Consider the following 25,171-nt stretch of genomic DNA (forward strand, 5'->3'; position numbering starts at 1 on the left):
ATGAGTCGAAGTGCTACGCTCGCGCCGACACCCGCTCCTCCAGGGAAGGCATGCCATGGTCCGGCCCGCCACCGACGCCCCCGTCCAGCAGTCGCTCACCCGCGCCGAGCGTCTCGACCGGCTCCCGTTCACCCGCGCCCACCGCAAGTTGCTCGGCGGCTCCGGGCTGGGCTGGGCGCTGGACGCGATGGACGTCGGGCTCATCTCCTTCGTCATCGCCGCGCTCGGCCAGGAGTGGGGGCTGAGCGACGGCCAGAAGTCGTGGATCCTGTCCGTCGGCTTCGTCGGCATGGCGATCGGCGCGAGCGTCGGCGGCCTCCTCGCCGACCGGATCGGGCGTCGGCAGGTCTTCGCCCTCACCCTGCTCGTCTACGGCCTCGCCACCGGGGCGTCCGCGCTCGTCACCGGCGTCGGCGCGCTCATCGTCCTGCGGTTCCTCGTGGGCCTGGGCCTGGGCGCCGAGCTGCCCGTCGCCTCGACCCTCGTCAGCGAGTACGCGCCCAAGCGGATCCGGGGGCGCGTCGTCGTCATCCTCGAGGCCTTCTGGGCGGTCGGTTGGATCGCCGCCGCCCTCATCGGCTACTTCGTCGTCCCCGGCGAGAACGGGTGGCGCTGGGCCTTCGTCATCGGGATGGTCCCCGCGGTCTACGCGATCTACGTCCGGATGCGGCTGCCCGAGTCGGTGCGCTTCCTCGAGCGCAAGGGCCGCGTCGCCGAGGCCGAGGCCGCCGTGCGGGTCTACGAGGACGCCGCCGGGCAGGAGCCGGTGCCCTCCCCCGCCGTCGCCGAGGAGGCGGCCGCGCCGCACTGGAGCGCCCTGTGGACCGCCCGCTTCCGGCGTCGTACCGCGGCGCTGTGGATCGTGTGGTTCGGCGTCAACTTCGCCTACTACGGGGCCTTCAGCTGGCTGCCGTCGCTGCTCGTGGACCAGGGCTTCTCGCTCGTGCGCTCCTTCGAGTACACGCTCATCATCACCCTCGCGCAGCTGCCCGGGTACGCGCTGGCCGCCTGGCTCATCGAGCGGTGGGGCCGCCGTTCCACCCTGGCCTCCTTCCTCGCCGCCTCGGCCCTCGCCGCCGTCCTCTTCGGGCAGGCGACGACCGTCCCGGCGATCATCGCCGCGGGCATGGCGCTGTCGGCCTTCAACCTCGGCGCCTGGGGCGCGCTGTACGCGGTGAGCCCGGAGATCTACCCGACGGCGCTGCGCGGGACCGGGTCCGGCAGCGCGGCGGCCTTCGGCCGGCTCGCCTCGATCGCCGCGCCGCTGACCGTGCCGCTACTCCTCGCGGCGGGCGGCTCGGGGCTGGCCTTCGCGACCTTCGGCGTCGCGTTCGTCGTCGCGATGGTCGGCGCGCTGTTCCTGCCCGAGCTCCGCGGCGCGGCCCTGGAGGAGGAGTAGCTCAGACGGTGGCGAGCTGGGCCTGCGCCGCCTCGCGGTGCTCGGGCCGGCCGGTCGTCAGCGCGTAGACGCCGTAGCCGACCGGCCCGGCGGCCATGAGCGCGGCGCACCGGTCGGCCAGCCGCGGCCCCCAGTCACGCCCGCCCGCCGCCGTGTACGCACGCAGCGTCGCGGCGAAGGCCTCGGGCGGTGCGAAGGCGTACTGGTACATGAAGTCCCGGGCGGGGTCGTCACCGCGCGCGGTGGTCCAGTCGAGGACCCCGGTGATGGCGTCACCCCCGTCGATGAGGACGTGGGCTGGGTAGAGCTCCCCGTGCGTGAAGACCGTGGCCTCCGGCCACAGCTCGTCATCCTCCAGCCAGGCGTGCAACCGGTCCAGCAGCTCGGGGTGGACGTCGAACTCGCCCGCCACCCGCGCGACGTCGCCACGCCACGCCTCGCGGACCGCCTCCGGGCTGCGCACCTCCACCCCGACCTCGCGTGCCTCGGCGAGCGGGACGGAGTGGAGGACGGCGAGCAGCGAGCCCAGCTCGACGGCGTAGCGCTCGGACGCCGGGTCCACGTGCCACGTCACCTCGTCACCCGTGAGGGTGAGCCCGGGACGCCCGGACAGCAGGGGATAGGCGATGAGGTCGTCGGACATGACGTGCCACTCGGGCACGGCGACGTCGCGCAGGTAGCGCGAGGCGAGCGCGAGCGCCGCCTCCTCCGCCCGCAGCGACTCGCGCATCCCGGCCCGCCGCGGGATCCGCAGCACCCAGTCGCGGCCGTGGACGTCGGTCGCGTAGGCGACGCGGAAGTCGAGCCCGGCGTCGTTGTAGCTCAGTGACGCCGGGTCGAGCCGGAGTCCGTGACGGGCCGCTCGCGCAACGAGGTCCTCATCCCCACCCATCCCTTTACTGTGGCAGCGCCCTCACGACCGCGCACACGCTCACACGTCGCGACGGTGCAGCACCGCCGCGCCGGCGGCGAGCGCCACGACGGCGTACCCGGCCACCACCGCCACGCCCTGCCACGGGCTGAGCACCTCGTTGGTCCACATGAGCCCGGAGGTCCCGATGAAGGCAACCGCGGCGGGCACGGGCATGAGGCTGACGACGTCCTGGACCCAGTCGACGGCGACGAACTGGAGGAGCCCGGGCACGAGCAGCAGAAGCCCGAGGACCGCCGTGAGCGTCCCAGCGGTGTGCCGCACGACGGCGCCGAGCCCGAGCGCGATGAGCGCGACGGCGAGGAAGAAGAAGGCCACTCCGCCGAAGGCCTGCCAGGTGTGGGCCTGGTCGAGCCGGGGCACGAGGTCGTGCGCGGACAAGGCCGGGGCCGAGGCCACGGTCGCGATGACGATGCTGAGGACGGTGGTGAGCAACGTGAGGACGACGAGCGCCGCTGCCTTCGCGGCCAGCACGGGGAGGCGCGAGGGCACGGCGGCGAAGGTCGACCGTGCCATCCCGGTGCCGTACTCCCCCGTCATGAGGAGGGCGCCGAGGACGGCGAGGGTCACCATGCCGATCTGGAAGCCGACGACGACGAGCTCGGCGCCGTGCGCCTCCGCTCCCGTCTCGGCCGCGAAGACCACCAGCTCGTCGGCCGTGGGGGCGACACCGACGGCGAGGAGCGTCATCGTCACGATGGTGACGGCCACCATCCACCAGGTCGAGCGCAGGGACAGGAGCTTGACCCACTCGCCGTGGAGGACGCCGAGGGCGCTGAGGTCTCCCGTCACGGGCGGGGTCGTCGTCACGCGTGCCTGCAGGGTCGTCGTCGTCATCGGGAGGTCTCCGTCGTCGTCGTGCGGTACTCGACCGCGGATCCGGTGAGGTTGAGGTAGGCCTCCTCGAGGCTGGCACGGTGCAGCGAGAGCTCGTGGAGGACCACCCCGTGCCGCGCCGCGAGCTCGCCCACGGCCTGCGTCGTCGTGCCCCGCAGCCGGAGGGTGTCCCCCTCGGCCTTCTCGACGCCGAGGCCGTCGACGCGCAGCCGCGCTGCCAGCTCGCCGGCCTGGGGCGAGCGGACGGTGACGACGGCGCCGGTCGCGGCGTCGATGACGTCCTGGACCGGCCCGTCGGCGATGATCCGGCCGCGCCCGATGACGAGGAGGTGGTCCGCCGTCATCGCCATCTCGCTCATGAGGTGGGAGGAGATGAGGACCGTGCGCCCCTCCTCCGCGAGCCCGCGGACGAGGGTGCGTACCCAGGTGACGCCCTCGGGGTCGAGTCCGTTGACCGGCTCGTCGAGGATGAGGACGCGCGGGTCGCCGAGCAGGGCGACAGCGATGCCCAGCCGCTGGCCCATGCCGAGGGAGAAGCCGCCCACGCGCTTGTGCGCCACCGAGGACAGGCCGGTCATCTCGACGACCTGGTCGACCCGCGAGGCCGGGATCCGGTGGCTGGCGGCGAGGGCGCGCAGGTGGGAGCGTGCGGTCCGGCCGGGGTGCATCGCCTTGGCGTCCAGCAGCGCACCGACCTCCCGCAAGGGTGAGCGGTAGTGGCGGTAGGGCCGGCCGTTGACGGTGACCGATCCGGACGTGGGCCGGTCCAGGCCGACGATCATCCGCATCGTCGTGGACTTCCCGGCGCCGTTGGGCCCGAGGAAGCCGGTGACCGTCCCGCTGGGGATGGTGAAGCTGAGGTCGTCCACGGCGACCTTGTCGCCGTACCGCTTGGTGAGGCCGCGTGCCTCGATCATGGTGGTCCTCCGTCGTCGCGCCCGGTGAGCCCGGGGATGTCGGAGTCCAGTCAAGCGACGCGGTGGCCGCGGGGGATCAGGGGCCGGCCCTCGCCCGTCCCGGGTATCGCGCCGGGTCGCTCAGGGTTCACCCGGACGGGTTCGGACCGCAGCCCTGAGCGGACCCTCGACCCACCGGTCGACCTGCCGGGCCGAGCGGAGGCGGACGATCGTGAGGTCGGGCAGCTGCTCCTCGAGGAGCGGCACCCGGGTGCGGAGCCTGCCGCGGGTGGTGACGGCCCAGCGCAGGACGTGCTCCCGGTCGGTGAGGACCGTCCACAGCGGCGGCTCGACGTTGCCGTTCCACAGCACCTCGCGCCGCAGCCGGCGCCGGAGCGTGCGGCGCAGCAGGCGGGGCAGCGTGACGGTCGTGAAGGGCAGGTCCAGCCAGACGAGGAGGTCGGCGCGCTCGGCGAGCAGCGGGCGGGCGTCGGCGTACTGCCACTCGGTCGTCCAGCTGTCGCGGGCCACGAGCGCGCGGACGTCGTCGAGGAACTCGGGCCGCGGGACCCAGCCGGGGCCGTGGAAGAGGGCGTCGATCTCCGTGTGGGCTCCGCCGGTGACGGTGGCGATGCGCCGTGCGAGCGTCGTCTTGCCGACGCCGGAGACCCCCGCCACCAGCACCCGGGACGGGCGGCTGGGGAGGGGGTCGTCGTGGCGCAGCACGCGCGGAATGCTACGCGCCGCGCGGCTCGCGGGAGGCTACTCCGTGGCGCCGGCCATGAGCTGCCCGAAGTACTCCCCGACCTTGGCGTCGGCCCAGCTCCACGCGTCCTCCCCGCGGAGGACGACGTCGGCGCCGCCGTCGCAGTAGATCGTCTGGCCGGCGCAGTGGCTGTTCTCCACGGAGGTCAGCCAGATGCACAGGTTGGCGATCGACTCCGGCGGCTGGTGGTAGTTGAGCGGCATCGGGACGACCGCGTCGACGAAGGAGGCCGACTCCGGGGTGGCGAGCAGGTCCTTGGTCATCGGCGTCGTGACGATGCCCGGGCCCACGGCGTTGAGCGGGATCCCGGCGCCCGCCCACTCCGCGGTGACGGCCTGGGCGCGGACCCAGCGGGAGATCGCCCGCTTGGAGGAGGCGTAGATGAGGTTGCCGGTCTGCGGGTCCGCGGCGAGCTGGTCGGCGATCTCCCGGGCGGCGGCCTCATCCGCGCCGAGCAGCGCCTCGACGAGCGGCGGGTAGTTCGGCTGGAGCGAGGACATCGAGCTGACGACGACGGCGCGCGGGGCGTCGGACTGCGCGAGGGTGGGGCGCAGCGCGGTGAGGAACTCGGTGACGCCGTAGTAGTTCACCGAGACGGTCAGCGCGCTGGGCAGCGAGACACCGGCCGAGGCGATGACGGCGTCGACCTTGCCGCCGGTGGCCTCGATGACGGCGTCGACGGCGGAGCGGCGGCCCTCGGGGGTGGACAGGTCGGCCGTGACCTCGGCGCCCTTGAGGTCGACGCCGACGACGGTCGCGCCGGACTCCCGGAGCAGTCGGGCAGCGGCGGCGCCGATGCCGGAGCCGGCGCCGGTGATGACGTAGGTGCGGGCCATGGGATCCTCCGATGCTCGGTGTGGTTCCCACTCTTCCGCACGCCGCTGCCCGGCGGAACGGTCCAAGGTCCCCCTCCCCGATCGAGGCCGCGGGCGGGTCAGCTGCCGACGGTGGTGCTGCGCCGCTCGAGGAGGACCGTGTCGCGCCACCGGCCGGCGAGCGGCCCTGCGGCCATCCGAGCGATCCGCTGCCGGGTCCCGACCTCCCGGAAGCCGGCGGCGCGGTGGAGGGCGAGGCTCGCCGTGTTCTCGGGGAAGACGCTGCACTGCAGCGTCCAGATCCCGGCCGCCTCCGTCGACCGGACGAGGGCGTCGAGCAGGGTCCGCCCGACCCCGCGGCCCTGGGCGGCAGGCGCCACGTACACCGAGTGCTCGACGACGCCCGCGTAGGCCTGCCGGGCCGAGACCGCGCTCACCGCCGCCCATCCGAGCACGGCGCCGTCGGCGTCGGCGCACACGAACCGGTGCGCCGGCAGGTGCCCGCGGTCGAACGCAGCCCAGCTCGGGGTGGCGGCCTCGAAGGTGGCGTGACCGCCCGCGATGCCCGCGGCGTAGATCGCCTCCACAACGGGCCAGTGCCCGGCCTCCAGCGGCACGACGGTCAGCGTCGCGTCCTCAGGAGCCACCGGGCACCGGTCCGTGAGAGTCCTAGAAGTCCCAGTCCTCGTCCTCGGTGTCCACGGCCTTGCCGATGACGTAGCTGGAGCCGGAGCCGGAGAAGAAGTCGTGGTTCTCGTCGGCGTTGGGGCTCAGCGAGGAGAGGATCGCCGGGTTGACGTTGGTCTGGTCCTTGGGGAACAGGCCCTCGTAGCCGAGGTTCATCAGCGCCTTGTTCGCGTTGTAGCGCAGGAAGGCGTTGACGTCCTCCGTGAGCCCGAGCGGGGCGTAGAGGTCCTCGGTGTACTGCTCCTCGTTGTCGTACAGCTCCAGGAGCAGCTCGAAGGTGTAGTCCTTGAGCTCCTGGCGGCGCTCCGGGGAGGCGTTCTCGATGGCCTTCTGGAACTTGTAGCCGATGTAGTACCCGTGCACGGCCTCGTCGCGGATGATGAGGCGGATGAGGTCGGCTGTGTTGGTGAGCTTGGCCCGCGAGGACCAGTACATCGGGGCGTAGAAGCCCGAGTAGAACAGGAAGGACTCGAGCATCACCGAGGCGACCTTGCGCTTCTCGGGGTCGTCGCCGCGGTAGTACTCCATGATGATCGCGGCCTTGCGCTGGAGGTGCTCGTTCTCCTCCGACCACGCGAAGGCGCCGTCGATCTCCCGGGTGGAGATGAGCGTGGAGAAGATCGAGGAGTAGCTCTTCGCGTGCACCGACTCCATGAAGGCGATGTTCGTGTACACCGCCTCCTCGTGGGGCGTGACGGCGTCGGGGATGAGGCTGACGGCGCCGACGGTGCCCTGGATGGTGTCGAGCAGGGTGAGCCCGGTGAACACCCGGGTGGTCATCGTCTGCTCGGCCGCGTTGAGGGTGTTCCACGACTGGATGTCGTTGGACAGCGGCACCTTCTCGGGCAGCCAGAAGTTACCGGTCAGGCGGTCCCAGACCTCGACGTCCTTCTCGTCCTGGACCCGGTTCCAGTTGATGGCCTGGACCCGGTCGACGAGCTTGAGCTTCTCCACGGTCTTCGTCTCTCTCTGTGTCTCGGGGGGCGGTCAGCGCGGCGCTACAGCGTGCAGCTGACGCAGCCCTCCACCTCGGTGCCCTCGAGCGCCATCTGGCGCAGGCGGATGTAGTAGAGCGTCTTGATGCCCTTGCGCCAGGCGTAGATCTGGGCCTTGTTGAGGTCACGGGTGGTCACCGTGTCCTTGAAGAAGAGGGTCAGCGACAGGCCCTGGTCCACGTGCTGCGTGGCCGCGGCGTAGGTGTCGATGATCTTCTCGGGGCCGATCTCGTACGCGTCCTCGTAGTACTCGAGGTTGTCGTTGGTCATGTAGGGCGCCGGGTAGTAGACGCGCCCGATCTTGCCCTCCTTGCGGATCTCGATCTTCGACACGATCGGGTGGATCGAGGAGGTCGAGTTGTTGATGTAGGAGATCGACCCGGTGGGCGGGACGGCCTGGAGGTTCTGGTTGTACAGACCGTACTCCTTGACCGAGGCGGCCAGCGCGCGCCAGTCGTCCTGGGTGGGGATGTGGACGTTCGCGGAGGCGAAGAGCTCGCGCACCCGCTGCGTCTGGGGCACCCACTCCTGCTCGATGTACTTCGTGAAGAACTCACCGCTCGCGTAGGTGGAGCGCTCGAAGCCGGCGAAGGCGCGGCCCCGCTCGATCGCGAGCTTGTTCGACTCGGTGATCGCGTGGAAGGCCACCGTGTAGAAGTAGATGTTGGTGAAGTCCAGGCCCTCCTCGGAGCCGTAGAAGATCCGCTCGCGGGCGAGGTAGCCGTGGAGGTTCATCTGGCCCAGGCCGATGGCGTGGGACTCGTTGTTGCCCTTCTCGATCGAGGGCACCGAGTGGATGTGCGTCTGGTCGGAGACCGCCGTCAGCGCGCGCACCGCAGTGCCGACCGTCTTGCCGAAGTCCGGGGAGTCCATGGCCTTGGCGATGTTGAGCGAGCCGAGGTTGCAGGAGATGTCCTTGCCGACCTCCGCGTAGGAGAGGTCGTCGTTGTAGGACGACGGCGTGGAGACCTGGAGGATCTCCGAGCACAGGTTGGACATGCTGATCCGGCCGTCGATCGGGTTCGCGGCGTTGACCGTGTCCTCGAACATGACGTACGGGTAGCCGGACTCGAACTGGATCTCGGCGATCGTCTGGAAGAAGTCGCGCGCCTTGATCGTCGTCTTCTTGATGCGGTCGTCGGCGACCATCTCGTCGTACTTCTCCGTCACGCTGATCTCGGAGAAGGGCACCCCGTAGACGCGCTCGACGTCGTAGGGCGAGAAAAGGTGCATGTCCGCGTTCTTCTTCGCGAGCTCGAAGGTGACGTCGGGGACGACGACGCCCAGCGAGAGGGTCTTGATGCGGATCTTCTCGTCCGCGTTCTCCCGCTTGGTGTCGAGGAACTTCATGATGTCGGGGTGGTGGGCGTTGAGGTACACCGCACCGGCACCCTGGCGCGCGCCGAGCTGGTTGGCGTAGGAGAACGAGTCCTCGAGCAGCTTCATCACGGGGATGACGCCGGAGGACTGGTTCTCGATGCGCTTGATGGGCGCACCCGCCTCGCGGAGGTTGGTCAGCGACAGGGCGACGCCACCACCGCGCTTGGACAGCTGGAGGGCGGAGTTGATGCCGCGGGCGATCGACTCCATGTTGTCCTCCGTGCGCAGGAGGAAGCACGAGACGAGCTCGCCGCGCGAGGCCTTGCCGGCGTTGAGGAAGGTCGGGGTGGCGGGCTGGAACCGGCCGGAGATGACCTCCTCGACGATGCTGAGCGCCACCTGCTCGTCGCCCGCCGCGAGGGCGAGGGCGACCATGACGACGCGGTCCTCGAAGCGCTCGAGGTACTTCGTGCCGTCGAAGGTCTTGAGGGTGTAGGACGTGTAGTACTTGAAGGCGCCGAGGAAGGACTCGAAGCGGAAGTCCATGGAGTCGGCCAGCTGCCAGATCCGGTCGAGGAACTCCGGCGAGTACTGCTCGAGCACCTCCTTCTCGTAGTAGCCCTCGTCGACGAGGTAGCGCAGGCGCTCCGCGACGCTGGGGAAGGTGACGGTGCTCGGGACGACGTGCTGCCGGAAGTACGCGTCGACGGCCTGCCGGTCGGCGTCGAACTGGATGTTCCCGTCGGCGTCGTACAGGTTGAGCATCGCGTTGAGGGCGTGGTAGTCGAGCTCCGGAGCCGCGCCCTGCGTCATGCCGATATCAGTGACCGTTGCTGCCAAAACTGTCCCAATCCCTCACGGACGCGCGAGACGTCCTCTGCTGTTCCGAGTAGTTCGAACCTGTACAGGTAGGGCACCTGGAGCTTCGCTGCGATGATGTCGCCGGCGATGCAGTAGGCGGTGCCGAAGTTGGTGTTCCCCGCCGCGATGACCGCACGGCACAGCCCGCGGTTGCCCGGGTCGTTGAGGAACTTGATGACCTGGCGGGGCACTGCCCCGCGCTGGTTGCCGCCCCCGTAGGTCGGCACGACGAGCACGTACTCCTCATCCACGGTGAGGAAGGGCTCGGCGGGCCGCAGGGGGATGCGGTGCGCCTCGAGGCCCAGCCGTTCCACGAAGCGGTGCGTGTTCTGCGAGGCCGAGGAGAAGTAGACGAGGTTTCCCATGCCAACCCCTCGAGTCGATTGCGTACCCCGGGTGGGACCCGGGTGGTCTCGGTCGGGTCGCCGGGTGAGGGCGACCCGACCGAAGCTGTGGGTCAGACCGCGACGGCGGCGGCCTGCGCCGCCAGCGCCTTGATCTTGTCGGGGCGGAAGCCCGACCAGTGGTCGCCGTCGGCGAAGACCACGGGAGCCTGCTGGTAGCCGAGCGCCTTGACCGTCTCGAGCGCCTCGGCGTCGGTGGAGATGTCGACGACCTCGTACTCCAGCCCGTGCTTGTTCAGCGCGCGGTAGGTGGCGTCGCACTGGACACAGGACGGCTTGCTGAAGACGGTGATGCTCATCGGAGGATCTCCCCTCGGTTGCGCTTCCCCGCCGTGGCGGGTGAACGACAAACGTGTAGTTCGGTGGACGACTGGGCACGACACTACACCTAGTGGTCCCCCTTCGGAACTACCCCAAGGTGTTGTGTCGGCGAGTCGTGTTTTCGGCGTGTCATCCACAGCCTGGCGCGGTTCCTGTGCACGACGCTCCTCTCCCTGGGGACAGCCTGTGGAGCCTGCAACGACGCCTCCACCGGTCCTGCTCCGACCCTCCCACCGACCACTGACATCGACGCTCGCGGCCGGGTGTGGACCGCGCACGCCGGCGTGTCGTCCACAGCCCGTGGACACGGCTGCGGAGCGGTCGAAAAGTCGTCCACCGCGGCACCTCGTGGTGGCGAAGTACACACCCACCTGCCGGAGACAGGCTCTGGGCCATCGCCCATGATGGAAGCGTGAGGAAGATGAACGTCGAGAGCTTCAACCTCGACCACCGTGCGGTGCGCGCGCCCTACGTCCGGGTGGCGGACGCCAAGACGCTCCCGGGCGGCGACACGCTCACCAAGTTCGACATCCGCTTCTGCCAGCCGAACGTCGAGCACCTCGGGATGCCGGTGGTCCACTCCCTCGAGCACCTCATGGCCGAGCACATGCGCAGCCACACCGACGCCGTCGTCGACATCTCTCCCATGGGGTGCCAGACCGGCTTCTACGCCCTCCTGCTCGACACCGAGCTGGACGCCTTCCTCCCGCTGCTCGAGGCCACGCTCCGCGACGTCCTCGCCGCGGACGAGGTCCCCGCGGCCAACGAGGTGCAGTGCGGCTGGGGAGCGAGCCACGACCTCACCGGCGCGCAGGACGCGGCCCGCGCCTTCCTCGACCGCCGCGCCGAGTGGGAGCAGGTCCAGGCATGAGCGAGCTCTTCGGCGTCCCCGTCGCCCCCGGCGCCCCGCTCACCGCGCCGATCACGACGGTCGACGCCGTCGTCGTCGCCGCGATGGACGAGGAGATCGCCCCCTACGAGCAGCGCGCCGAGCACCTGGCCCACCCCCGGCACGTCGGGATGGCCCGCTCCGTCATCGCCACCATCGGCGGCCGGCAGCTCCTCCTCATCCGCTCCGGCATCGGCGGCGTCAACGCCGCGGCCGCCACGACGCTCGCCGTCCACGCGGTGCGCACCCCCGTCGTCATCTCGACCGGCTCGGCCGGCGGGCTCGCCGAGGGCGTGCGGGTCGGGGACGTCGTCGTCGGTGACGAGCACGCCTACTCGGGCGCCGACGCCCGCGCCTTCGGCTACGCCCTGGGGCAGATGCCGGGCATGCCGGCCACCTACCCGGCGAACACCGCGCTCGTCGAGCGCGCGCAGAACCGTCCCGGCGTCCTCGTCGGCGCAATGATCTCCGGCGACTCCTTCGTGGACGGCCGCACCGTCGACGCCCACCGCGCCACCTTCCCCCGCGCGCTCACCGCCGACATGGAGACCTGCGCGATCGCCCAGGTCTGCTACTCCTTCGGCATCCCCTACCTCGCCGTGCGCGGCGTCTCGGACCTGTGCGGGCCAACCGCCGGTGAGGACTTCCGTCTCGCCGTCGACGACGTCGCCGCCCTCGCCGCCGACGTCGTCCTCGACCTCCTCGACGTCCCGGCACCGGCTCTCAACGCCTGACCGACCGGGTCCCGCACCCGGCCTAGGATCGAGGGGTGCTCACCTCCTGGTCCGCGCTGCTGCCCGTCATCGGCGGCATCGTCGTGCTCGCGGCGGGCGTGACGGTGGTCGTCCTCCTCCTCGTGCGCCGCAGCAGCCAGAACCCCGGGCACCGCGAGCCGGTCGCCGCGCCGGGCCAGGCCGAGCGCAACGCCGCCGCCGGCCGCCTCGTCCACGAGCTCGACGACGCCGTCGCCCGGGCGGGCACCTCGCTGCACTTCGCGCGCCTCCAGCTGGCCTCCGACGCCCCGGCGGAGCTGGCCGCCGCCGTCGAGGAGGCACGACTCAGCTCGGCCGCCCTCGCCGCCACACTCGCCGGCACCCGCGACGGCGCCGCGCAGGGCCCGGAGGGCACCGAGGTCGCCACCCGGCTCACGGCGGCGCTCACCCGGGCGGAGGCCGCCCGCGAGCGCCTCGCCACCGCCGAGGCCCGTGTCCAGGACGAGACCCGCCGGCTGGAGCCTCCCGGGCGCTGACACCTCCTCGTGCCCCCGTCCCGGGCCCTCGGTACTGTCGCCGCAGGACCCCGACGACGGAAGGACGCTCCCGTGGCCACGCCACCCGAGACCGCACCCACGACCGGCCAGGACCAGGCCGTCGGCGACCGCCGCTGGTACCAGTCGATCCACCCGCCGGTGTTCTGGCCCTCCCTCATCCTCATCCTCGCCTTCGTCGTCCTCGCCATCATCGGCGGCGACGCCGTCGGCGACGCGATCTCGACGGTGCAGAACGGCATCGTCACCTACTTCGGGTGGTACTACACCGCCCTCATCTCCGCCTTCGTCGTCTTCGCGCTGTGGATGGGGCTGAGCCACTTCGGGGACATCCAGCTGAGCAGGGACGACGAGGGGCCGGAGTTCCGGCTCGGGTCGTGGCTGACCATGCTCTTCGCGGCCGGCATGGGCATCGGCCTCGTGTTCTGGGGAGTGGCCGAGCCGCTCAACCACTTCGCCGGGATCCCCAACCGCGCCTCCCGGATCGTCGCGGGCGACGCCGCGGGGGCCCAGGACTCCCTCGTCATCACCTTCCTGCACTGGGGACTGCACCCCTGGGCGATCTACGTCGTCGTCGGTCTCGCGATCGCCTACGCGGTCCACGTCCGCAACCGCCCGATCTCCATCCGGTGGACCGTCGAGCCAGTCCTCGGGAAGCGGGCCAAGGGCTGGCTCGGCGACGTCATCGACGTCATCGCCGTCGTCGGCACCGTCTTCGGCATCGCGACGTCACTGGGCCTGGGCGTCACGCAGATCGCCGGCGGGCTGGAGTTCCTCGACATCATCTCCACGCCGAGCAACATGGTGCTCGTCCTCATCATCGGCATCGTCACGGGCATCGCGCTCTTCTCCGTGGTCAGCGGCGTGAAGAAGGGCATGAAGTGGCTGTCGAACATCAACATGTCGATGGCGGTCGCGCTCATGCTCTTCGTCGCGATCACCGGGCCGACGATGTTCCTGCTCCGGGAGCTCATCCAGGCCTCGGGGGCCTACTTCCAGAACCTCATCGCGCTGAGCTTCCGCACCTCCGCCCTCGCCGGTGACGAGGGCATCGAGTGGCAGAGCTGGTGGACGGCCTTCTACTGGGGCTGGTGGATCTCCTGGGCGCCCTTCGTCGGGGTGTTCATCGCGCGGATCTCCAAGGGCCGCACCGTCCGTGAGTTCGTCCTCGGCGTCCTCCTCGTGCCGACGGCCTTCAGCTTCATCTGGTTCACCGTGCTCGGTGGAGCGGGCCTGTACCGCGAGCTCTTCGGCAGCGGCGGGATGGTGCAGACCGACACCGAGGGCAACGCCGTCGTCGACGAGACGAACACGCTGTTCTTCCTCCTCGACGACCTCCCCGCGGCAGGACTCGTCATCGGGGTGGCGATCCTCATCGTCGTCCTCTTCTTCGTCACGTCCTCCGACTCCGGCTCCCTCGTCGTCGACATGCTCGCCTCGGGCGGCGACGTCGAGCCGCCGGTGTGGAGCCGGGTGCTGTGGGCGCTGCTCGAGGGCGCGGTGGCGGTGGCCCTCGTCCTGGCCGGCGGCCTCACGGCGCTACGCGGGGTCGCCATCTCGATCGCCCTGCCCTTCAGCGTCGTCATGATCGTCATGTGCTTCGCCCTGGTCCGGCAGTTCCGGATCGAGCGGCACAAGACCCTGCAGGCGGAGCTGCGCCTGCGCCGGGAGCAGTTCACTGCCCACGTGGCCCAGACCCTGCAGCAGGACACGGTCGTGGACGGGGAGACGAGCGCACCCGAGAGGCGCCCGCGACGCCGGCGCACCTGACGGCGGCCAGGCGGTCCGCAGGGCCCCAACCGACGCGCTATGGTGACCTGGATCACGGCCGGCGGCGGGGCACCCGCAGGCTCCACCGGTCGTCAACGACGAAGATCGGAGCGACGTGAACTCAGTGCTGCTCGCCGCCATCGGCATCGCCATGGTCCTCGCCGGGTACTTCCTCTACTCCAAGTACCTCGGCAGCCGGGTGTACCGCCTCAACGCCGGGTTCCGGACACCGGCACACGAGCTCGAGGACGGCGTCGACTTCGTACCGACGAACAAGTACGTCCTGTGGGGCCACCACTTCACCTCGGTCGCCGGCGCCGCACCCATCGTCGGCCCGGCGGTCGCCGTCATCTGGGGCTGGCTGCCCGCCTTCCTCTGGGTCACGCTCGGCACCGTCTTCTTCGCCGGCATGCACGACCTCGGCGCGCTGTGGGCCTCTGTCCGGAACCGCGGCCAGTCGATCGGCACGCTGTCCGGCCGCTACATCGGCGCGCGGGGCCGCAACCTCTTCCTCGTCGTCATCTTCCTCCTGCTGCTCATGGTCAACGCGGCCTTCGCCGTCGTCATCTCCGGCCTGCTCGTCAGCACCCCCACCGCCGTCATCCCCGTCTGGGGCGCCATCCTCGTCGCGCTCGTCATCGGGCAGGCGATCTACCGGTGGAAGCTCAACCTCGTCGCCGTCTCGATCATCGGCGTCGTCGCGCTCTACGCGCTCATCGTCCTGGGTGACAGCGTCCCGGTCACCCTGCCCGACACGGTGCTCGGCCTCTCGGCCGAGGCCTTCTGGGTCGTCGTCCTCTTCCTGTACGCCGGCGTCGCCTCCGTCCTGCCCGTGTGGGTGCTGCTCCAGCCGCGCGACTACATCAACGGCCTGCAGCTCTTCGTGGGCCTGGGCATCCTCTACCTGTCGGTCTTCATCGCCTCGCCGGACTTCGCCGCCCCCGCGTTCAACAGCAACATCCCGGACGGGACGCCGAGCATCGTCCCGCTCCTCTTCGTCACGATCGCCTGCGGTGCCATCTCCGGCTTCCACGGCATCGTGTCCTCGGGCACGAGCGCCAAGCAGCTCGACAAGGAGACCGACGCCCGCTTCGTCGGCTACTTCGGCGCCGTCGGCGAGGGGCTCCTGGCCCTGGGCTCGATCATCGCCGCGACCGCCGGCTACCGGACGCTGGCGGACTGGGAGGCGGTCTACTCCGCCTTCAACCAGGGCGGGGTCGCGGCCTTCGTCGAGGGCGGCGGGAACATCATGAACGCCGGGCTCGGCATCCCGCCGTCCCTCAGCGCGACGATCCTCGCGACCATGGCCGTCCTCTTCGCGGCGACGACGATGGACACCGGCATCCGCCTCCAGCGCTTCGTCGTCCAGGAGTCCCTCGAGCTCGCCGGCCTGCGGCTCGGCAAGGGGCTCGCGACGGTCGTCGTCCTCCTCGTCGGGATGGGCCTGGCCTTCGGCGCCGGGGCCGACGGCTCGGGCGGCATGGTCATCTGGCCGCTGTTCGGCACGACCAACCAGCTGCTCGCCGGGCTCACCCTGTCGATCGTCGCCGTCATCCTGCTGCGCAAGCGCCGGCCGGTCCTGCCCGTCCTCGTCCCGCTCGTCTTCGTCATGGCGATGTCGCTCTTCGCGGCGATCGTCCAGGTCGGGACCTTCTACAGCAGCGAGAACTGGCTCCTGCTCGTCCTCGACCTCGTCATCATCGTCGCCGCCCTGTGGGTCATCCTCGAGGCCACCATCGCGATGACCAAGGCACGCAGGTCACCGCCGGAGAGCGAGGACGAGACCCTCACGGTGGAGACCAGCGCGGACAGATGACCGAGCACCCGGCCCGCCCGCCCGCGCGGGCCTGCCTCGCGGCGGGCCTGCGCGAGCTCTACGTCGGTCCCTACCGGCGCACCTTCGCGCGGGCGCAGCGCGACGAGGACGACCTCTTCATGATGATCGTCCTCGCCGAGGCGCTCGGCGTGCCCAACCCGGCGAGCTACTACACGGTGGAGCTGCTGCCCGTCATGTACGAGCGCTTCCACGACTGGCACCGCCGCATGGGCATGGACCGCTCACCCCTGGACCACCTCTCGTGCTGCTAGAGCTGGCCGCCCAGCGGCGGGTGCTGTTCGTCGGTGGAAAGGGCGGGGTGGGCAAGACGGCCGTCGCCTCCGCCGTCGCCCTCGCGCAGGCGCGGGCCGGGCGGCGGGTGCTCGTCGTGTCCACCGACCCGGCCCACAACCTCGGGCACCTGTGGCAACGCACGGTGGGCGACGCCGTCGTCCCCCTCGCCGAGAACCTCGACGGCCTGGAGATCGACCCGGCCAGGACGACCGACGAGCACCTCGCCGCCGTCGGCCACACGATGCGCCGGCTCATGCCCGAGCACCTGTCCGGGGAGGTGACCAGGCACCTCGACCTCGCCCGCGACGCCCCGGGCACCCACGAGGCCGCCGTCCTCGAGCGCATCGCCGAGGTCCTCGAGGACCCGCAGCACGACCTCGTCGTCTTCGACACCGCACCCTCGGGGCACACCGCCCGGCTCATGACGCTGCCCGAGACGATGTCGGCGTGGACCGAGGGGCTGCTCCGGCGGCAGGACCGCTCCGCCCGCTTCGGGGCGGCGATGCGCGCGATGGACGACGACGGCGCAGCGGCCGCCGTCGTCGGCATCGGCCGCCGCCGTGACCGTCGGGCGGACCGCGACGACGAGATCCGCCGGATCCTCCTGCGCCGCCGCACCCGCTTCGCCGCCCTGCGCGACCTGCTGGCCGACGGCGAGCGCACCGCCTTCGTCATCGTGCTGGCCGCCGAGCGGCTCCCGGCGCTCGAGACGGTCGAGCTCTACGGGCGGCTCCTGCGCTCCGGCGTCGAGGTGGGGGCACTCGTCGTCAACAAGCGCTCCCCCGCGGACCGTGGGGAGTTCCTCGCCCGGCGGCACGCGCAGGAGGAGGCCCACCTGGAGACGGTCCGCACCGCCCTCCCGCACGTCCCGCTCGTGCAGCTGCCGCTGCTCGCGGAGGACGTCGTCGGGGAGCAGGCGCTCGAGCGCTTCGCCGCGGAGATCGCCCGCGCCCGCTGAGCCTCAGACGGCGTCGCGGCGGCGGAAGACGAGGGCGGCGAGGACGACGACGACGGCGGTGAGGACGAGGAGATAGACGGCGCTGTGCCCGAAGGACAGCGCGTGCTCCGTGTAGTCGCACATGGTGCCGCTGGCGTCGGTGGTGCACTCCTCCATGAAGTACGTCGTCCCGTGGCGGACCCAGCCGTCGACGTTGGTGGCCGGCATCCACGGCGCGGTCCGCGGCACGAGCCCCTGGACCAGCTGGCTCGCAATGAACCCGACGACCACGACGCCGAGGACGGCGGCGGTGTGACGCAGCAGGAAGCCCAGGGCGGCGCCCACGAGGGCACCGAGCACCGCCAGGCCGAGGATCCGCAGCACCATCCAGCCGGTGGCGGCCCACTCGGCGCTGCCCATTCCCGCGGCGAGGTCGAAGTGCTGGGCGATGAGCACCGACCCGCCGACGACGACGGCGACGGTGAGCACCGCGGCCGGCACCACACCGAGCGCGGCCGCGGCCAGCTTGGAGACGTACACCCGCAGGCGCCGCGGCTCGAAGCTCAGCCAGGTGCTCATCGACCCCGTGCTGATCTCCGCCGCCGTGAAGGTCGCACCGACCAGACCGACGGCGAACAGGACGAAGGTGGACACGGCGCTGAGGGAGGAGGGCAGCGACTCCTCCAGCGGTGGGGCGGTGAAGATGTACCACTCGCGCTCCGGCGCGGAGAAGCCCTCCTCGCAGCCCCAGTCGACCTCCTCACCGAGCCGCTCGGCCTCCGCGGCCTCCTCCTCGAAGCACTGCGCCTGGTCCTCCTCGCCGTGCTCCTCCCAGTACGCGAGGTCCTGCTGGTACATCTCCTCGGCCAGGGCGAGGTCCTCGTCGGACATCGGCTGGGAGGAGTCCCACGCCGCCCACAGGACGAGCAGGGACGCCGCGAGCGCCCCGAGCATCGTCGCGACGACGAGGCGGCGGGAGAACAGCCGGCGCAGCTCGACGCGCAGCAGCCGCGTCATGCGGGGTCACCGCCGTCCGTCGCGGGGCCGGCTGGTCGGCCGTGGCGTCCGGCGGGACGCTCGTCCAGGCCCTCGCCGGCGGTGAGGTCGAGGAAGACCCGCTCGAGGTCGACGCGCTCGGCGGTGAGCTCGTTGACGTACAGGCCCTGCTGGGCGAGCAGCTCGGTCACCCGGGCCGGGTCCTGGACGCCGCGCACGCGCAGCAAGCCGCCGTCGACCCGGACCCGCAGCCCGGCGCGAGTGAGGACCTGCTCGGCGGCCGCGAGGTCCGCGACACCCACCCTGACCGCGCCGGCCTCGGAGCGGGCGCCGATGACGTCGGCGACCCGGCCCTCGGCGAGCAGCCGCCCGCGGCCGATGATGGAGACGGTGTCGGCGACCTGCTCGACCTCGGCGAGGATGTGGCTGGAGACGAGGACGGTGCGGCCCTCGTCGCCGAGGCGGCGCATCGTCTCCCGGATCTCCCGGATGCCGCCGGGGTCGAGCCCGTTGGTGGGCTCGTCGAAGATGAGGAGGTCGGGGGACTTGAGCAGCGTGGCGGCGATGGCCAGGCGCTGCTTCATGCCCAGGGAGTAGGTCGCGTACCGGTCCCCCGCCCGCTCGGCGAGCGCCGTCGACTCGAGCACCTCACCGACCCGGGCCTTCGGCGCCCCGATGGCGCCGGCGAGCAGCTCGAGGTTGCGCCGTCCGGTGAACGTGGGGAAGAACTTGGGCGACTCGACGATCGCGCCGACCCGGCCGATGACGTCCGGCAGCCGCTCGGGCACCTCCTGGCCGAAGATCCGCATGGTCCCGGAGTCGGGGCGGATGAGCCCGAGCAGCATGCGGATCGTCGTCGTCTTCCCCGAGCCGTTGGGTCCGAGGAAGCCGTGCACGCCACCGACGGGCACGTGGAGGTCGAGCCTCTCGACCCCCACGCTGCCGCCGCCGCGGCGACGGTAGGTCTTGCGCAGCGCGGAGGTGTCGACGGCGAGCTCGCTCATCCAGGGGCTCCAGGGGAAGGTGGAGAGGACCGGCGGGCGCCAGCCTGGGTGGAGGCTACCGGCTCCCCGGCCCCCGGATCCGGGGTTTCCGTGCGTGGGCGCCCGCGCGTCCCGCCGGCGGTGGTGCGTACGGTGGTGCGGGCCAGCAGATCGAGAGGAGCAGGGTGATGGGACGCCTACGGATCGGCATCGCGGGATACGGGAACCTCGGCAGGGGGGTGGCCGCCGCCGTCGGCCAGAACCCCGACATGACGATGCACGCCGTGTTCACCCGGCGCGACCCCGCGACGATCGAGCCGCCGTCGCCCGAGACCCCCGTCCTGCCGTGGGACGCGCTGCTCGACCATCGCGACGAGGTCGACGTCCTCGTCCTGTGCGGCGGCTCCAAGGACGACCTGCCGCAGCAGGGCCCCGAGCTGGCCGCCCACTTCACCACGGTGGACAGCTTCGACACCCACGCCCGCATCCCCGAGTACGTCGCCGCCGTCGACGCCCCCGCCCGCGCCGGCGGGAACACGGCGATCGTCTCCGTCGGCTGGGACCCGGGCATGTTCTCGCTCAACCGGCTCCTCGGGGAGGCGCTGCTGCCCGAGGGTGAGACCTACACCTTCTGGGGCAAGGGCCTGAGCCAGGGCCACTCCGACGCGCTGCGCCGCGTCCCCGGGGTGGCCGGTGCCGTGCAGTACACCGTCCCGTCCGAGGCGGCGGTCGACGCCGTGCGCAGCGGCACCCGGCCCGAGCTGAGCACCCGGGACAAGCACACCCGCGAGTGCTACGTCGTCCTCGAGGAGGGCGCGGACGCGGCGGAGGTGGAGCAGATGATCGTCACGATGCCGCACTACTTCGCCGACTACGACACCACCGTCCACTTCGTCACCGCCGAGGAACTCGCCCGCGACCACACCGCCATGCCCCACGGCGGCTTCGTCATCCGCAGCGGCACCACCGGCGGCGGGCACGAGCAGGTGGTGGAGTACCGCCTCCAGCTGGGCAGCAACCCCGAGTTCACCGCGAGCGTGCTCGTCGCCTACGCCAGGGCGGCCGCGCGGCTCAACGCGCAGGGTCAGGTCGGTGCCCTCACGGTCCTCGACGTCGCCCCCGCGCTCCTCTCGCCCAAGCCCGTGGAGCAGCTGCGCGCAGAGCTCCTCTGAGACCCCGGGCGACCCTCCGAAAGTACCGGTTCACCCCCCTCCTAAAGTATGGCGCAGGTCACAGCCCAAACTACTCAACTGGCCGCGCCCTCCCGGCACACTTCATTCGGCCGCATAGACCTGCGGCCCGCCGGGCACCGCGCCCGGTGCACTCACGGAGGAGTACCCCCATGGCTTCGACCGCCCCGACCTCACGCTCGGCGCGCTACGCGAAGAGCCTGGCCGTCCCGGCCGGCATCGCGCTCAGCGCCCTGCTCATCTGGCAGGCGTCCTACGCCGCCTTCAGCTCCACCGCCGCCAACGAGGACAACTCGTGGAGCGCCGGCACCGTGACCATCACCGACGACGACGGCGACCAGCCGCTCTTCTCCGTCGAGAACCTCGCCCCGGGGGCGACGGAGTCGCGCACCGTCACGGCCCAGTACGAGGGCTCGCTGGACGCCCAGGTGAGCTTCTACGGCCGCAACTTCACCGAGCCCGCCGCCGACGCGAACGGCACGACCCTCGCCGACTACATCGTGCTCACCGTCGAGGGGAACACCGGCCCCACCTTCGGTGCCGGCCCGACCGGGACCATCTTCCGCGGGACGCTGGCCGCCTTCGCGGAGATGAACAGCTTCGAGCGCGGCCTGCACTACGACGCCGCCGGTGGCGCGCCCGTCGAGCAGGGCAGCTTCCGCTTCACCTACCGGGTGGCGGACGACGCCCCGAACTCGGTCCAGGGCCAGGAGGTCGGCATCGACTTCGTCGCCGAGGCGCAGAGCCGCTGACCGGCCTCGCCGGCAGGGAGGATGACGTGGACCACGCCCCGAACCGCTGGCTGCGGCACACCGCCGCGCTGTGCGCTCGCACCGTCCTGGCCACCCTGGCCGGGCTGCTCGTGTGGTCGGCGCTGCCCGCCGTCGTCGGCTGGCAGCCCACCGTCGTCCTCAGCGGGTCGATGGAGCCGGCGATCCGCACGGGCGACGTCGTCGTCACGCGCGAGCTGCCCCCGGGCGAGCTGCGCCCGGGGCACGTGCTCCTCGCGGAGGACCCCTCCGGAAGCGGCGGTCTGCTCCTGCACCGCTACGAGAGCGCCGAGGACGGCGCGATCGTCCTGCGCGGCGACGCGAACGACGCGCCGGACTCGGCTCCCGTCACGGCCGAGGCGGTGCACGGCGTCGGGGTGCTGCGGGTGCCGTGGGTCGGGCTCCCCTACGCGTGGCTGGTGGGGGGCCAGTACCTGCCTGTCGTCCTCACCGGACTCGGCCTGGCGGCCTGCGCCCGTCTTGCCCGGGTCCGGGAGCGGGAGAGCCGCCGCCACGCAGCTGGCCGCACCGTCGCCTGGCGCGGCTGGCGGCCGGTGGCCGCCGCGTCCCTCCTCGCGGTGGCCGTCCCCGGGGCGGCGGCGACCGACGCGAGGGCGGGCTTCACCTCCTCCGTGGCCTTCCCGGTGACCTTCACCACGACAGGCGCCGCTGGGCCCTGAGCCGATTGCGTTCGGCCGGGGCGCAGGCGGAACATTGCGCCCATGGCTTCCGAGGACCCAGCGACCGCAAGCACGTCACCCGCCGCACCCGGCCGCAGCGGTCCGGGCACCGAGGCCCGCTCCTTCCTCGGGCAGCCGCACGGTCTGGCGAACCTCTTCTCGGTCGAGCTGTGGGAGCGCTTCTCCTTCTACGGCATGCAGGGCATCGTCCTGCTCTACATGTACTACCAGGCCACCGAGGGCGGCCTGGGCATCGACCGCACCGTCGCCGCCGGCATCGTCGGCGCCTACGGCGGCTCGGTCTACCTCTTCTCCATCCTCGGCGGCTGGGTGGCCGACCGGGTGCTCGGCGCCGAGCGCACGATGTTCGTCAGCGCCGTCCTCATCATGGCCGGGCACGTGGCGCTGGCGGTCGTGCCCGGGGTCGTCGGCCTGGGCATCGGCCTCATCCTCGTCGCGCTCGGGTCCGGTGGGCTCAAGGCGACGATCACCAACCTCGTCGGTGCGCTCTACACCGAGGACGACCCGCGCCGCGACGCCGGCTTCTCGATCTTCTACATGGGGATCAACATCGGTGGCCTGCTGGGCCCACTGCTCACCGGCTTCGTCCAGGAGGAGTGGGGCTTCCACCTCGGCTTCGGTCTCGCCGCCGTCGGCATGGCCATCGGCCTCGTCCAGTACGCCCTCGCCCGCCGCAGCATGCCCCACCCCACGCGCCGCGTGCCCGACCCGCTGCCGCGTGAGCAGTACGGGCGGTACATCGCGATCGCCGTCGGCGCCGTCGCCGTCATCGTCGTCGCCGCCCTCACCGGGCTCCTCACCCCAGGCAACCTCGCCGATGTCGTCGTCTTCACGACCGCCGTCGCCGCCGTCGTCCTCTTCGCCATCCTGCTCACCAGCTCGAAGGTCAAGGGCGACGAGCACTCCCGCGTGCTGTCCTTCATCCCCATGTTCATCGGCTCGGTCGCGTTCTGGGCGCTGTTCCAGCAGCAGTTCACAGTCATCACGATCTACTCCGAGACCCGGCTCAACCGCGACCTCGGCGGCTGGACGATGCCGATCCCGTGGGTGCAGTCCTTCAACCCCTTCTTCATCATCCTGCTCGCGCCCGTCTTCGCGGCGCTGTGGACGCGGCTGGGGCGCCGGCAGCCGACGACGCCGGTGAAGTTCAGCCTCGGCGTCATGCTCATGGGCGCGGCCTTCCTCATCTTCCTGCCCATGGCCGGCACCTCCGCCGTCCCCGTGCTGTGGATCGCGCTCATCATGCTCGTGGCCACCGGCGGCGAGCTCATGCTCTCGCCCGTGGGCCTGTCCCTGTCCACCAAGCTGGCGCCCAAGGCCTACCCGGTGCTCATGGTGGCGCTGTTCTACCTGTCGGTGGCGCTGGGCACCGCGCTGTCCGGCTCCCTGGCCGGGTTCTACAGCGAGGACAACGAGGTCGCCTACTTCGGCACCCTCGGCGCGGTCACCATCGGTATCGGGCTCGTCCTGCTCGCCCTCGCCCCGCGGATCACGCGGGCGATGCGCGGCATCCGGTGAGCGTCCGCGCTCACCACGGGATCTCCCCCGCGTCGTTGTAGAAGCCGCCGCGCGGCCCGTCGTCCGGCAGGGTGGCGAGCCGCACAGCGACGGCGGCGCCCTGCTCGGGCGTGCGCGTCCCGGCGTGCCCGGTGAAGTCGGTGGCGACGTAGCCGGGGCAGGCGGCGTTGACGATGACCTTCGTGCCCTCCAGCCGGCGGGCGTACTGGACGGTGAGCGCGTTGAGCATCGTCTTCGACGGGGCGTAGGCGGCCATCACCGGCCCGGTCCGCAGCGTGAGGGAGCCCATGTCGCTGGACATGTTGACGACCCGCGGCGACGGCGCACGCTCGAGCAGCGGCAGCAGCGCGTTGGTCACGCGCACGACGCCGAGCACGTTCGTCTCGAGCACCGCGCGGACGACGTCGAGGTCGAGCGTGGTCGGGTCCTGGACACCTCCGGCGGTGGGGCCCGAGACCCCAGCGTTGTTGACGAGCACGTCGAGGCTGCCGAGCTCCTCCTCGATCGTCCGCGCCGCGGCGGCCACGCTCTCGTCGGAGGTGACGTCGAGGGCCACGCCCCGGGCGTCGATCCCTGCTGCGGTCAGGCGCCGCACCGCCTCCTCCCGCCGCCCCTCGTCCCGCGCTCCCACGAGGACCCGGAAGCCGACCGTGCCGAGCCCCTGCGCGATCGCGAAGCCGATCCCCTTGTTCGCGCCGGTCACCAACGCTGTTCTCGTCATGCTCACCATGCTCACCGAGTGCGCTGGCCGGTGTCCACGACCGATCCGGTCTCGGGTGATACCCGCGGGGTATCGGTTCTAGGCTGCCGGCCATGGACCTCGAGACCCGCGAGCTGCGCTACTTCCTCGCCGTCGCCGAGGAGCTGCACTTCGGACGCGCCGCCGAGCGCCTGGGGATCGCTCAGCCACCGCTGTCCCGGGCGATCCAGCAGCTCGAGCGGCGTCTTCGGGTGAAGCTCTTCGACCGCGACCCCCGCGGGGTCTCCCTCACCGCGGCGGGGCAGGTCCTGCTCGCGGAGGCCGGGCCGGCACTCGACGCGGTCGCCCGCGCGGCCCGCCTGGCCCAGCGGGCGGGCGAGCCGGCACGGCCGCTCGTCCTCACCACCAAGGCGGGAGCGTCGCACGCGCTCCTCCAGGCGCTGCTCGACACCCATGCCGGGCAGCGCGACGCCGCCCCTCTCGAGGTGCTCCTGTGCGAGGTCGGCGAGCAGGCGCGGCTGCTGCGCACCGGCGAGGCCGACGTCGCCCTTATGCACCGCCCTGTCGACGACCTCGCCGGCCTCGAGACCGTGGACCTCCTCACCGAGGAGCAGGTGGCGATCGTGCCGGCGGAGCACCCGTTGGCCTCCCGTCCGTCGCTCACGCTCGCCGAGGTGGCGGACGTGCCTGACCTGCCGATGGCCCGGTGGCCGCGGCCGGACGGCACCTACCCCGAGGGGCCGGGCCCGGAGGTCCGCACCCAGTCCCAGCTGGCGCAGCTCGTCGCACTGGGTCGGGCGCTGCTCGTCATCCCCGGCTCGAGCCGGGCGTGGCAGTGGCCGCAGCACGCGGCGGTGCCGGTGGTGGACGCGCCCATGATCACGACGGTGCTCGCCTGGCGGCCGGGGCACCGCCCGCACGAGGTCGCTCCCCTCCGGCGGGCCGCCGCGACGCTCCGCCGGAGGGGCGGGGAGACCTCCCGGATCAGATGATCGGGCGTCCTTCCTCCTTCGCCTCGCGCCAGTCACGGAAGAAGCCGCGGGCGATGAAGAACAGGACGGCGGCCACGACGGCGGGCCACACGAGGACGTAGGCGGTCAGCATCGTT

The 25,171-nt window shown here is 71.6% G+C and carries 27 protein-coding genes; 13 read left to right on the forward strand and 14 right to left on the reverse strand.

Annotated features, from left to right (window positions below):
* Positions 1-55: 55 nt before the first annotated feature.
* Positions 56-1,399, forward strand: coding sequence for an MFS transporter (locus AA0005_RS01325; RefSeq protein WP_413451633.1), 1,344 nt, complete (start codon positions 56-58; stop codon positions 1,397-1,399).
* Between the two features lies 1 nt (position 1,400).
* Here AA0005_RS01325 and AA0005_RS01330 read toward each other — a convergent pair whose 3' ends face one another.
* The 10 genes from AA0005_RS01330 to nrdH form a co-directional block, all read right to left on the reverse strand.
* Positions 1,401-2,291 (reverse strand): macrolide 2'-phosphotransferase, encoded by an 891-nt coding sequence (locus AA0005_RS01330; RefSeq protein WP_413451634.1) that lies wholly within the window; start codon positions 2,289-2,291, stop codon positions 1,401-1,403.
* Positions 2,292-2,330: 39 nt separating this feature from the next.
* Positions 2,331-3,167 carry an ABC transporter permease gene (locus tag AA0005_RS01335; protein WP_413451635.1) on the reverse strand — a complete coding sequence of 279 codons (837 nt, stop codon included), beginning with the start codon at positions 3,165-3,167 and terminating at the stop codon, positions 2,331-2,333.
* Complete coding sequence (locus tag AA0005_RS01340; protein WP_413451636.1) at positions 3,164-4,084, reverse strand: ABC transporter ATP-binding protein; 921 nt, start codon at positions 4,082-4,084, stop codon at positions 3,164-3,166. The genes AA0005_RS01335 and AA0005_RS01340 overlap by 4 nt, the downstream gene beginning before the upstream one ends.
* A 120-nt stretch (positions 4,085-4,204) precedes the next feature.
* Complete coding sequence (locus AA0005_RS01345) at positions 4,205-4,789, reverse strand: AAA family ATPase (RefSeq protein WP_413451637.1); 585 nt, start codon at positions 4,787-4,789, stop codon at positions 4,205-4,207.
* Positions 4,790-4,825: 36 nt separating this feature from the next.
* The gene (locus AA0005_RS01350) at positions 4,826-5,665 is read right to left on the reverse strand and encodes an SDR family oxidoreductase (protein ID WP_413451638.1); all 840 of its coding nucleotides are present in this window, start codon (positions 5,663-5,665) and stop codon (positions 4,826-4,828) included.
* 98 nt (positions 5,666-5,763) lie between these two features.
* Positions 5,764-6,291: an N-acetyltransferase family protein gene (locus AA0005_RS01355; RefSeq protein ID WP_413451639.1), complete on the reverse strand. Its 528-nt coding sequence runs from the start codon at positions 6,289-6,291 to the stop codon at positions 5,764-5,766.
* A gap of 22 nt (positions 6,292-6,313) precedes the next feature.
* Positions 6,314-7,285, reverse strand: a complete 972-nt coding sequence (gene nrdF, locus AA0005_RS01360) for a class 1b ribonucleoside-diphosphate reductase subunit beta (protein WP_413451640.1) — start codon at positions 7,283-7,285, stop codon at positions 6,314-6,316.
* Between the two features lie 44 nt (positions 7,286-7,329).
* Entirely contained in the window at positions 7,330-9,486 is a 2,157-nt protein-coding gene (gene nrdE, locus AA0005_RS01365; RefSeq protein WP_413451641.1) for a class 1b ribonucleoside-diphosphate reductase subunit alpha, read from the reverse strand.
* Positions 9,456-9,872, reverse strand: a complete 417-nt coding sequence (nrdI, locus tag AA0005_RS01370) for a class Ib ribonucleoside-diphosphate reductase assembly flavoprotein NrdI (RefSeq protein WP_413451642.1) — start codon at positions 9,870-9,872, stop codon at positions 9,456-9,458. The genes nrdE and nrdI overlap by 31 nt, the downstream gene beginning before the upstream one ends.
* Positions 9,873-9,964: 92 nt before the next feature.
* Positions 9,965-10,210, reverse strand: coding sequence for a glutaredoxin-like protein NrdH (gene nrdH / locus AA0005_RS01375; protein ID WP_413451643.1), 246 nt, complete (start codon positions 10,208-10,210; stop codon positions 9,965-9,967).
* Between the two features lie 434 nt (positions 10,211-10,644).
* Here nrdH and AA0005_RS01380 point away from each other — a divergent pair, with 434 nt between their 5' ends.
* The 7 genes from AA0005_RS01380 (at position 10,645) to AA0005_RS01410 (ending at position 17,226) form a co-directional block, all read left to right on the forward strand.
* Positions 10,645-11,103, forward strand: coding sequence for an S-ribosylhomocysteine lyase (locus tag AA0005_RS01380; RefSeq protein WP_413451644.1), 459 nt, complete (start codon positions 10,645-10,647; stop codon positions 11,101-11,103).
* Entirely contained in the window at positions 11,100-11,855 is a 756-nt protein-coding gene (mtnN, locus tag AA0005_RS01385; RefSeq protein WP_413451645.1) for a 5'-methylthioadenosine/S-adenosylhomocysteine nucleosidase, read from the forward strand. The genes AA0005_RS01380 and mtnN overlap by 4 nt, the downstream gene beginning before the upstream one ends.
* 35 nt (positions 11,856-11,890) lie before the next feature.
* Complete coding sequence (locus AA0005_RS01390) at positions 11,891-12,370, forward strand: hypothetical protein (RefSeq protein ID WP_413451646.1); 480 nt, start codon at positions 11,891-11,893, stop codon at positions 12,368-12,370.
* Between the two features lie 72 nt (positions 12,371-12,442).
* Positions 12,443-14,158: a BCCT family transporter gene (locus tag AA0005_RS01395; RefSeq protein ID WP_413451647.1), complete on the forward strand. Its 1,716-nt coding sequence runs from the start codon at positions 12,443-12,445 to the stop codon at positions 14,156-14,158.
* Positions 14,159-14,273: 115 nt separating this feature from the next.
* On the forward strand, positions 14,274-15,974 hold the full coding sequence (locus AA0005_RS01400) for a carbon starvation protein A (RefSeq protein WP_413451648.1): 1,701 nt from the start codon (positions 14,274-14,276) through the stop codon (positions 15,972-15,974).
* Entirely contained in the window at positions 15,971-16,246 is a 276-nt protein-coding gene (locus AA0005_RS01405) for a cory-CC-star protein (protein ID WP_413451649.1), read from the forward strand. The genes AA0005_RS01400 and AA0005_RS01405 overlap by 4 nt, the downstream gene beginning before the upstream one ends.
* Positions 16,237-17,226: an ArsA family ATPase gene (locus AA0005_RS01410; protein WP_413451650.1), complete on the forward strand. Its 990-nt coding sequence runs from the start codon at positions 16,237-16,239 to the stop codon at positions 17,224-17,226. Before AA0005_RS01405 ends, AA0005_RS01410 begins: the two co-directional genes overlap by 10 nt.
* Positions 17,227-17,229: 3 nt before the next feature.
* Here AA0005_RS01410 and AA0005_RS01415 read toward each other — a convergent pair whose 3' ends face one another.
* On the reverse strand, positions 17,230-18,222 hold the full coding sequence (locus tag AA0005_RS01415) for an ABC transporter permease subunit (protein WP_413451651.1): 993 nt from the start codon (positions 18,220-18,222) through the stop codon (positions 17,230-17,232).
* Positions 18,219-19,205, reverse strand: coding sequence for an ABC transporter ATP-binding protein (locus AA0005_RS01420; RefSeq protein ID WP_413451652.1), 987 nt, complete (start codon positions 19,203-19,205; stop codon positions 18,219-18,221). Before AA0005_RS01420 ends, AA0005_RS01415 begins: the two co-directional genes overlap by 4 nt.
* 167 nt (positions 19,206-19,372) lie before the next feature.
* On the opposite strand from AA0005_RS01420, the gene AA0005_RS01425 reads away from it, so the two are divergent.
* From AA0005_RS01425 to AA0005_RS01440, 4 genes are all read left to right on the forward strand, one after another.
* On the forward strand, positions 19,373-20,356 hold the full coding sequence (locus AA0005_RS01425; RefSeq protein WP_413451653.1) for a diaminopimelate dehydrogenase: 984 nt from the start codon (positions 19,373-19,375) through the stop codon (positions 20,354-20,356).
* Between the two features lie 170 nt (positions 20,357-20,526).
* On the forward strand, positions 20,527-21,126 hold the full coding sequence (locus AA0005_RS01430; protein WP_413451654.1) for a TasA family protein: 600 nt from the start codon (positions 20,527-20,529) through the stop codon (positions 21,124-21,126).
* 26 nt (positions 21,127-21,152) lie between these two features.
* Positions 21,153-21,824, forward strand: a complete 672-nt coding sequence (locus AA0005_RS01435; RefSeq protein WP_413451655.1) for a hypothetical protein — start codon at positions 21,153-21,155, stop codon at positions 21,822-21,824.
* Positions 21,825-21,866: 42 nt separating this feature from the next.
* Complete coding sequence (locus tag AA0005_RS01440) at positions 21,867-23,363, forward strand: peptide MFS transporter (protein ID WP_413451656.1); 1,497 nt, start codon at positions 21,867-21,869, stop codon at positions 23,361-23,363.
* A 10-nt stretch (positions 23,364-23,373) separates the two neighbouring features.
* Here the strand turns inward: AA0005_RS01440 and AA0005_RS01445 are convergent, their stop codons facing one another.
* Positions 23,374-24,084, reverse strand: coding sequence for an SDR family oxidoreductase (locus AA0005_RS01445; RefSeq protein ID WP_413451657.1), 711 nt, complete (start codon positions 24,082-24,084; stop codon positions 23,374-23,376).
* Between the two features lie 92 nt (positions 24,085-24,176).
* Between AA0005_RS01445 and AA0005_RS01450 the strand changes: the two genes are divergently transcribed.
* Positions 24,177-25,055 (forward strand): LysR family transcriptional regulator, encoded by an 879-nt coding sequence (locus AA0005_RS01450; protein WP_413451658.1) that lies wholly within the window; start codon positions 24,177-24,179, stop codon positions 25,053-25,055.
* Here AA0005_RS01450 and AA0005_RS01455 read toward each other — a convergent pair.
* Complete coding sequence (locus AA0005_RS01455) at positions 25,048-25,167, reverse strand: putative transporter small subunit (protein WP_413451659.1); 120 nt, start codon at positions 25,165-25,167, stop codon at positions 25,048-25,050. The two genes, AA0005_RS01450 and AA0005_RS01455, sit on opposite strands and share 8 nt — an antisense overlap.
* Positions 25,168-25,171: the final 4 nt, after the last annotated feature.

The organism is Georgenia phoenicis, from assembly GCF_047302425.1.
Classification (GTDB): Bacteria; Actinomycetota; Actinomycetes; order Actinomycetales; family Actinomycetaceae; genus Oceanitalea.

Bases quoted from the DNA above. Each gene is read 5' to 3' on its own strand.
- AA0005_RS01430 (WP_413451654.1), top strand. From the start codon at position 20,527: ATGGCTTCGACCGCCCCGACCTCACGCTCGGCGCGCTACGCGAAGAGC.
- AA0005_RS01440 (WP_413451656.1), top strand. From the start codon at position 21,867: ATGGCTTCCGAGGACCCAGCGACCGCAAGCACGTCACCCGCCGCACCC.
- mtnN (WP_413451645.1), top strand. From the start codon at position 11,100: ATGAGCGAGCTCTTCGGCGTCCCCGTCGCCCCCGGCGCCCCGCTCACC.
- AA0005_RS01325 (WP_413451633.1), top strand. From the start codon at position 56: ATGGTCCGGCCCGCCACCGACGCCCCCGTCCAGCAGTCGCTCACCCGC.
- AA0005_RS01340 (WP_413451636.1), bottom strand. From the start codon at position 4,084: ATGATCGAGGCACGCGGCCTCACCAAGCGGTACGGCGACAAGGTCGCC.
- AA0005_RS01335 (WP_413451635.1), bottom strand. From the start codon at position 3,167: ATGACGACGACGACCCTGCAGGCACGCGTGACGACGACCCCGCCCGTG.
- AA0005_RS01455 (WP_413451659.1), bottom strand. From the start codon at position 25,167: ATGCTGACCGCCTACGTCCTCGTGTGGCCCGCCGTCGTGGCCGCCGTC.
- AA0005_RS01415 (WP_413451651.1), bottom strand. From the start codon at position 18,222: ATGACGCGGCTGCTGCGCGTCGAGCTGCGCCGGCTGTTCTCCCGCCGC.
- AA0005_RS01330 (WP_413451634.1), bottom strand. From the start codon at position 2,291: ATGGGTGGGGATGAGGACCTCGTTGCGCGAGCGGCCCGTCACGGACTC.
- nrdH (WP_413451643.1), bottom strand. From the start codon at position 10,210: ATGAGCATCACCGTCTTCAGCAAGCCGTCCTGTGTCCAGTGCGACGCC.
- AA0005_RS01405 (WP_413451649.1), top strand. From the start codon at position 15,971: ATGACCGAGCACCCGGCCCGCCCGCCCGCGCGGGCCTGCCTCGCGGCG.
- AA0005_RS01450 (WP_413451658.1), top strand. From the start codon at position 24,177: ATGGACCTCGAGACCCGCGAGCTGCGCTACTTCCTCGCCGTCGCCGAG.
- AA0005_RS01425 (WP_413451653.1), top strand. From the start codon at position 19,373: ATGGGACGCCTACGGATCGGCATCGCGGGATACGGGAACCTCGGCAGG.
- nrdI (WP_413451642.1), bottom strand. From the start codon at position 9,872: ATGGGAAACCTCGTCTACTTCTCCTCGGCCTCGCAGAACACGCACCGC.
- AA0005_RS01350 (WP_413451638.1), bottom strand. From the start codon at position 5,665: ATGGCCCGCACCTACGTCATCACCGGCGCCGGCTCCGGCATCGGCGCC.
- AA0005_RS01445 (WP_413451657.1), bottom strand. From the start codon at position 24,084: ATGACGAGAACAGCGTTGGTGACCGGCGCGAACAAGGGGATCGGCTTC.
- AA0005_RS01420 (WP_413451652.1), bottom strand. From the start codon at position 19,205: ATGAGCGAGCTCGCCGTCGACACCTCCGCGCTGCGCAAGACCTACCGT.